The organism is uncultured Chryseobacterium sp., from assembly GCF_913776365.1.
In the GTDB taxonomy this organism is placed as follows: Bacteria; Bacteroidota; Bacteroidia; order Flavobacteriales; family Weeksellaceae; genus Chryseobacterium.
Genome location: NZ_CAJYMO010000270.1, coordinates 1 through 6,420, shown reverse-complemented (window position 1 = coordinate 6,420; position 6,420 = coordinate 1). Strand labels below are relative to the sequence as shown.

At 47.7% G+C, this 6,420-nt stretch carries 6 protein-coding genes; 1 reads left to right on the top strand and 5 read right to left on the bottom strand.

Annotated elements, in window-relative coordinates; genetic code table 11:
* The 5 genes from QZ735_RS14020 to QZ735_RS14000 form a co-directional block, all read right to left on the bottom strand.
* A partial coding sequence (locus QZ735_RS14020; RefSeq protein ID WP_294249569.1) for a M28 family peptidase occupies window positions 1-1,361 on the bottom strand: 1,361 nt, incomplete at its 3' end.
* Window positions 1,362-1,572: 211 nt separating this feature from the next.
* Entirely contained in the window at window positions 1,573-2,817 is a 1,245-nt protein-coding gene (locus tag QZ735_RS14015; RefSeq protein ID WP_294249567.1) for a DUF1015 domain-containing protein, read from the bottom strand.
* Between the two features lie 3 nt (window positions 2,818-2,820).
* Complete coding sequence (locus tag QZ735_RS14010; RefSeq protein ID WP_294249566.1) at window positions 2,821-3,786, bottom strand: D-2-hydroxyacid dehydrogenase; 966 nt, start codon at window positions 3,784-3,786, stop codon at window positions 2,821-2,823.
* 302 nt (window positions 3,787-4,088) lie between these two features.
* On the bottom strand, window positions 4,089-5,153 hold the full coding sequence (gene serC / locus QZ735_RS14005) for a 3-phosphoserine/phosphohydroxythreonine transaminase (protein ID WP_294249564.1): 1,065 nt from the start codon (window positions 5,151-5,153) through the stop codon (window positions 4,089-4,091).
* 109 nt (window positions 5,154-5,262) lie between these two features.
* Window positions 5,263-5,613 carry a 4Fe-4S dicluster domain-containing protein gene (locus tag QZ735_RS14000; protein ID WP_034714414.1) on the bottom strand — a complete coding sequence of 117 codons (351 nt, stop codon included), beginning with the start codon at window positions 5,611-5,613 and terminating at the stop codon, window positions 5,263-5,265.
* A gap of 59 nt (window positions 5,614-5,672) precedes the next feature.
* On the opposite strand from QZ735_RS14000, the gene QZ735_RS13995 reads away from it, so the two are divergent.
* A partial coding sequence (locus QZ735_RS13995) for an acyl-CoA reductase (RefSeq protein WP_294249558.1) occupies window positions 5,673-6,420 on the top strand: 748 nt, incomplete at its 3' end.

The following is a 6,420-nucleotide window of genomic DNA, read 5'->3' as shown; positions in this document are numbered from 1 at the left end:
GCGCCCAGCAGCAGCTCCCTTTTGTTCACCTTGTCAAAGGTATCCTGTTCAGAGTGGTGATAATCGAAATACCGTTGGGTATCCACCACCAGCTCAGCCAGCGGGATATCCATTTTCTTCAGCGGCGAAATATCCTGTATGGCTTCCGTCTGTTCAAAATCGTATACTCCGTAGGGAAGGAAATAGTTTTTCCATTCAAAGACCTGCCTTCTTCTCTGTGGCGACATATCCAGGGAGAATCCCCGCGGTGAATATCCTCCGGCATCGGTTCCCAGTGCAAACACATGTTTTTCTTCTTTCTTTTTCACATAGGCCGCATACATTTCGCGTCCCTGGCCACCGTTTTCACTGTTGGCGTAGAGCACGACCCTGATGGTGTGGTTGTTGTCGATACCCAATGCTTTCAGGGTCCTGAGCACTTCCATGCACTGCACGACACCGGTACCGTCGTCAATGGCGCCTTCCCCGAAATCCCAGGAGTCCAGCTGGGCTCCGAGTACGATTACTTTAGAGTCTTTCTTTCCGGGAATCTCCGCAATGATGTTCGGGTTGGTGGTGTCGCCCTTTGATTCTGCGGTCATATTGATTTTGGCGGTCACCTTCTGTTTCCGCAGGAGTTTTTCCAGCTCGTCGGCAGAGCGTACCCCGATGGAAAGTGCCGGAATCCTCACTTTATCGTCCGGCTCGTAATAAATCATCTTCGCATGCGGTGTGTCATCCATTGCTGTGGTCAGAGAACGGATGATCAGTGCCCGGGCACCGGTTTTTGCAATCACGGAAGCCGATATGAGTTTGGATTTCGCCGTTTGCAGGTAGGAATCGCTGGTGTTGATGATCCTGGGATCCATTGGTACATTAACGAATACGATCTTGTCTTTCAGCTGGCCTATCGACAAGGCATTGAGTTCAGAAGTACTGTTGATCAGCACGATTTCCCCGGTCAGGTCCTTTCCGCCGGTTCCTTCCGAATTCCCGAAGGAAAGCATCCGGATGTTCTTCCAGTCCCCGCTGCCGCTTCTGATCTGCAGGGATTCCCGGCCCCGGATCCATACCGGTGCTTTGGCTTCCTGCCGCCAGATCATTTCAATTCCGATGTCTTTCAGTTTTTTTTCTGCCCAGTCCACGGCTTTCATATAGCCGGAAGTGGCACTGAACCGCGGGCCTATGCCTTTTGTCAGCTCACCGAGATTGTTGTAAGCCGTTCCGTTGGTCATGATCTCATCGGAAATTTTCCGGAATTCATCGGTATAGTTGAACTTCCCGGTGACGGAGGTTTTCCGTACCGGCTTTTTCTGGGGCTTCTTCTGAGAAAATAAAAATCCACCCAAAAAGAGTGGAAGTATGATAAAGACTTTTTTCATTTTTATATACCGTTCTTTTCCGCTGCTAAAAGTAAGGAAAAAATGGTTATGACCGGAATGCGGGCCTGTTTTAATGTCAGCATTGGCTGTAAAATGTATTCATAGCCCGATCGTTGATCAGCTGATTGTACGGAACTGCATAGTCCGTTCATGATATGCGGACGCCGTTGGACGGTAAAGCACAGGCTGTCAGCCAGTCGCTGACTTCCGTTTATTGTTTCATGTCGAACATCAGCAAAGCGGTGACCAGCTTAGGTTCGATAAAGGTACATTTAGGAGGCATGCTGAGCTTCAGGTCTGATATTTTGATCATGTCATTGAAGCTTACCGGATAGATCCCGAATCCTGCTTTTCCTTCGCCAGCATCAATTTTTTCTTTCAGCTGGTTGATGCCTTCGATATTGGATGTCCCTTTTACATAGGAAATCTTTTCGGAGCTGTCCGGGTCTTCTATTTTCAGGATGTTTTTAAAGATGAATTTATCCAGCAGGTGATGATCCAGGTTATCCAGCGACATTTCCTGCGACCGCAGGTCGTGCTTTACGTGGAGCGAGTAGAATTTCCCGTCCATGTACATGGAGATATGGAATTTCTGGGACGGATAGTATGGGGTCTCGCCCTTTTCGTGGATCAGGAAATAAGGTTCCAAAGCTTTCAGGAATTCTTCGTTCGACAGTCCGTTGATATCGGATACAATCCTGTTGTAATCGTGGATCTTAATGGATTGGTTGGAAACGATGAAGCTGTAGACAAAATTATAGAGCTCGGTTCCGTTATGTCTTTTGTTTTTTTCTTTCAGCCTTTTGGCATTCAGGGCGGTAGACCCGATTCTATGGTGTCCGTCGGCAATATAGAAGGAGTCGATCTGGTCTATTACTTCTTTAAACTGCTGCAGCTTCAGCCGGTTATCGATCCTCCAGATCTTATGGCGGATGCCTTTTGTATCCACATGGTTGAAGATCGGTACGTTCTTTTCCTCATGGTTCATCAGCAGTTCGATCTTTGAGTTGGATTGGTAGGTGAGGAGTACCGGTTCGGCCTGAAGGTTTACTTTTTCCAGGTAATGGGCCAGCTTTTCCTTCTTCTGCGGGATGGTGCTTTCATGCCTTTTGATCTTTCCATTCCAGAAATCCTCGATGCTGGCCAGTCCCAGCAATCCCCTGAATACCTGTTTGTCCGGGTAAATCTGTTCATAAAGATAGTAGGAGGAATTGTCCTGAACCAGCTTGTTGTCGCCCATCAGTTCCTCAAAGGTCGACCGGATCTTCCGCAGGTTCCTGTCCACATCTTTGGATTTGCTAACCACATAAGGCTTGATCATGTTCATGTACGTATTCTCCACTTGGGCTTTTTCTGCGATCTCTTCCTGGGTGAAATTATCAATAGGATGGGTCGGGAAAGTGCTTTCATAGTCTTTATGAGGTCTTATTCCACGGAAAGGTTTAAAAACAGGCATATTTTATAGTATAGTTTCTTTTTGTAGCTTAATAATTTGTTCTGCTAATTCAACCCCGATTTTCTCCTGGGCGTCTACCGTATTTCCGCCGACATGCGGGGAAAGGGATAAAGAAGGGTTCATCAGCAGCAGTACTTCCGGTGCAGGTTCTTTCTCAAAGACATCCAGTGCGGCACCGGCTACTTTGCCGGACTCAATGAAATCCAGCAGGGCCACCTCGTTCAGGACACCGCCTCTCGCGGTATTCACGATGTATACGCCGTCTTTCATCTTTTCCAGCTGAGGGGCATCGATGATGTATTCGTTGGTTTTCGGGGTGTTGATGCTGATGAAATCAGATTCCCGAAGGAACTCATCCATATCGTTCCCGGAGGTGATCTCAAAATCCAGGGACCGGCCGTTGAAAAAATTCAGGGTCAGCGTCTCGGTTCTCGGTTTCCGGGTAAGCACTTTAACATTCATACCCAGGGCAATTCCCATTTTCACCACTTCCTGTCCGATGCTTCCGAATCCGATGACACCAAGGGTCTTTCCCGAAAGCTCAAAGGCTTTGCTGAAGGATTTTTTCATGGCATTGAAGTGGGTTTCCCCTTCCAGCGGCATCAGCCTGTTGGATTCATGGAGAAATCTCGCCAGGGCGAAGAAATGCCCGAACACCAGCTCGGCTACCGATCTGGAAGAAGCGTTGGGCGTATTGATGATGTAAATCCCTTTGTCGATGGCATATTCCACATCAATATTGTCCATCCCGATTCCGCCGCGCCCTACAATTTTAAGGCCCGGGCAGGCATCAATCAGCTGCTGCCGTACTTGGGTTGCACTCCTTACCAGGAGTACGTCCACTTTATTTTCGTTGATGAAACCGATCAGGTGGTCCTGCGCCACCCTGTTATCGAGCACTTCGATCCCGGCGCTTTTCAGTACCTGTTCTCCTGCCGCAGAAATTCCGTCATTCGCTAAAACTCTCATGGATTATATATTTTATCAGGATAAAAGAAGTATGATTCCGCATCTTAAACCGTTCCGCAAATTAAGAAAATTTAAGATAACGGTAACATTATTTTAAAACAGGTTTGCATTTACTGATCTCGTCTGTTGCCACACCTCTTCATATTATTGTAATACAGGTGTATGTTTTTGATTTTGAGTAGTTTAAATTATTCCATATCCCTGCTGTACAGGCAGAGGAATAATCCGGACTGCTCCTGGAAAGACGGAAATGCTGTCAATGCAAGCCTGTTTTTTTTCCCGGAATGGCTGCCCGGGAAACGTTATTTTACGGATCTCATGGCATCAACCAGTACCTGTACGCTTTCGATCGGCATGGCATTGTAAAGGCTGGCTCTGTAACCGCCCAGGCTCCTGTGCCCGTTCAGTCCGCTCACCCCTGCTGCTTTCCAGGCGGCATCGAAAGCCTCTTTTTTGCTTTCGTCCGTAATGTTGAATGATACGTTCATAAGGGAACGGTCTTCTTTTACGCAGAAAGTCTCAAAGAGCGGATTGCTGTCGATCTCGTCGTACAGCAGCTTTGCTTTGGCTTCGTTTCGGGCTTCTGCGGCAGCGATTCCCCCATTGTTTTCAAGATACTGCAGGGTAAGCAGAGAGGCATAGACCGGAAATACCGGCGGCGTATTGTACATGGATTCCTTAGCGATATGCTGTGAATAGTCCAGGATGGAGAACATGTTTTCCCTTCCGGTTTTTCCGAGGATTTCTTTTTTGATCACCACCAGGGTAACGCCTGCAGGGCCCATATTTTTCTGTGCCCCGGCATAGATGAGGTCAAATTTTGAGAAATCGAGCTGTCTGGAGAAGATATCGGAGCTCATATCACAGACCATCAGCGTATCCACATCAGGAAAGGATTTCATCTGGGTCCCGTAAATGGTATTGTTGGAGGTGCAGTGGAAATAATCATAGTCTGCACCCACGGTGTAATCTTTCGGGATAAAGCTGTAGTTCTGTTCTTTTGAGGAGCCTACCACCTCTACGGTCCCTACCTTTTTCGCTTCCTTGATGGCGCCTGCTGCCCACGTCCCGGTATCCAGGTAGGCTGCTTTTCCGCCCGTCTTCATCAGGTTGTAAGGCACCATGGCAAACTGCAGGCTGGCACCGCCGCCCAGGTACAGGACTTCATAATCATCTCCCAGGTTCATCAGTCTCTTTACAATGGCACGGGCTTCATCCATAACGGCTACGAAGTCTTTGCTCCGGTGGGAAATTTCCAGAAGGGAAAGCCCCATTCCGTTAAAATCCAGGATGGCTTCCGCCGATTTTTCAAAAACTTCCTGTGGTAAGATACATGGTCCTGCGCTAAAGTTGTGCTTCTTGCTCATATTTTTATTTTTGGGTTTGCCGGCTCAGCTGGCGTATTGATCGTTTTTTGGTAAATTTCCGGAATAAAGACTATAAAAAACCGCCTCATGGTGTATGAGACGGCAGGTTTTATTCTCCGTGTAAGAATGCTTTTTTGTTCAGCAGGGCTTCTTCAGATTCCACATGGTCTTCATCCGGCACACAGCAGTCCACAGGGCAGACGGCGGCGCACTGCGGCTCTTCGTGGAAGCCTTTGCACTCGGTACATTTGTCGGTAACAATGAAATAGACGTCATCGCTTACCGGTTCCTGCGGAGCGTCTGCATTTACGGTAAGCCCCGAAGGCAATGTTACCGTTCCTTTCAGTTCCGTCCCTTCAGAAGCCTTCCAGTCTACCGCTCCTTCATAGATCGCATTATTCGGGCATTCCGGTTCACAGGCCCCGCAGTTAATGCATTCATCAGTTATTTTAATAGCCATCGCTAATTTTTTTTAAATTTGCACAAAATTACAAAATATTCCCCAATTTTACAGTACTTATGAAGATCGAAAATCAAGTTTTAGGACTTACCCTTCTGGGCAGCCACATCGGAGCGTTTTTAGAAAAAGATCCGGCAGCCTACGGGGAAGAAGAGGCCGGCTTTGCGCTGCTGCTGAAGAAGACAGAAATTGAAAACCCATGGTTTACTATTGAAAACCAGCATTTTGCCCTCCGGGAATGGGCCGGCCTCCTGACGAAGGAAAAAATTGAAAACTGGCTGGAAGCGTATACCCTCTCAAAAATTTCCAAAAGGGTAGGGCTGATCCTGGCAGGGAATATCCCTATGGTAGGGTTCCACGATGTGATTTCCGTAGTGCTCGGCAATCATGTCCCGGTAATCAAGCTGTCTTCCAAAGACCGGTACATGATTCCGTACCTGCTGAAAAAATGGAATGAATTCTCCGGCGGAAACGTGGACTTTGAATTTGTGGAAAGGCTGGAGAACTTCGACGCGGTTATTGCTACCGGCAGCAACAATACGGCAAGGTACCTGGAGTATTACTTCAAGGACCGGCTGCACATCATCCGGAAAAACCGGACTTCCGTAGCCGTGCTGAAAGGAGACGAAACGGAAGCGGAACTGAAGCTGCTGGCAGAAGATATTTTCCGGTACTTCGGGCTGGGATGCCGTAACGTCACACGGCTTTTCATCCCGCATGATTTTGTGATCGACCGTCTTTTTGAGAGCTTTATCGGTTTCAGGGACGTGATCAACCATCACAAATATGCCAATAATTACGATTATA

Coding starts and splice junctions, on each gene's coding strand:
- QZ735_RS14010 (WP_294249566.1), bottom strand. CDS start 3,786: ATGAGAGTTTTAGCGAATGACGGAATTTCTGCGGCAGGAGAACAGGTA.
- QZ735_RS14000 (WP_034714414.1), bottom strand. CDS start 5,613: ATGGCTATTAAAATAACTGATGAATGCATTAACTGCGGGGCCTGTGAA.
- serC (WP_294249564.1), bottom strand. CDS start 5,153: ATGAGCAAGAAGCACAACTTTAGCGCAGGACCATGTATCTTACCACAG.
- QZ735_RS14015 (WP_294249567.1), bottom strand. CDS start 2,817: ATGCCTGTTTTTAAACCTTTCCGTGGAATAAGACCTCATAAAGACTAT.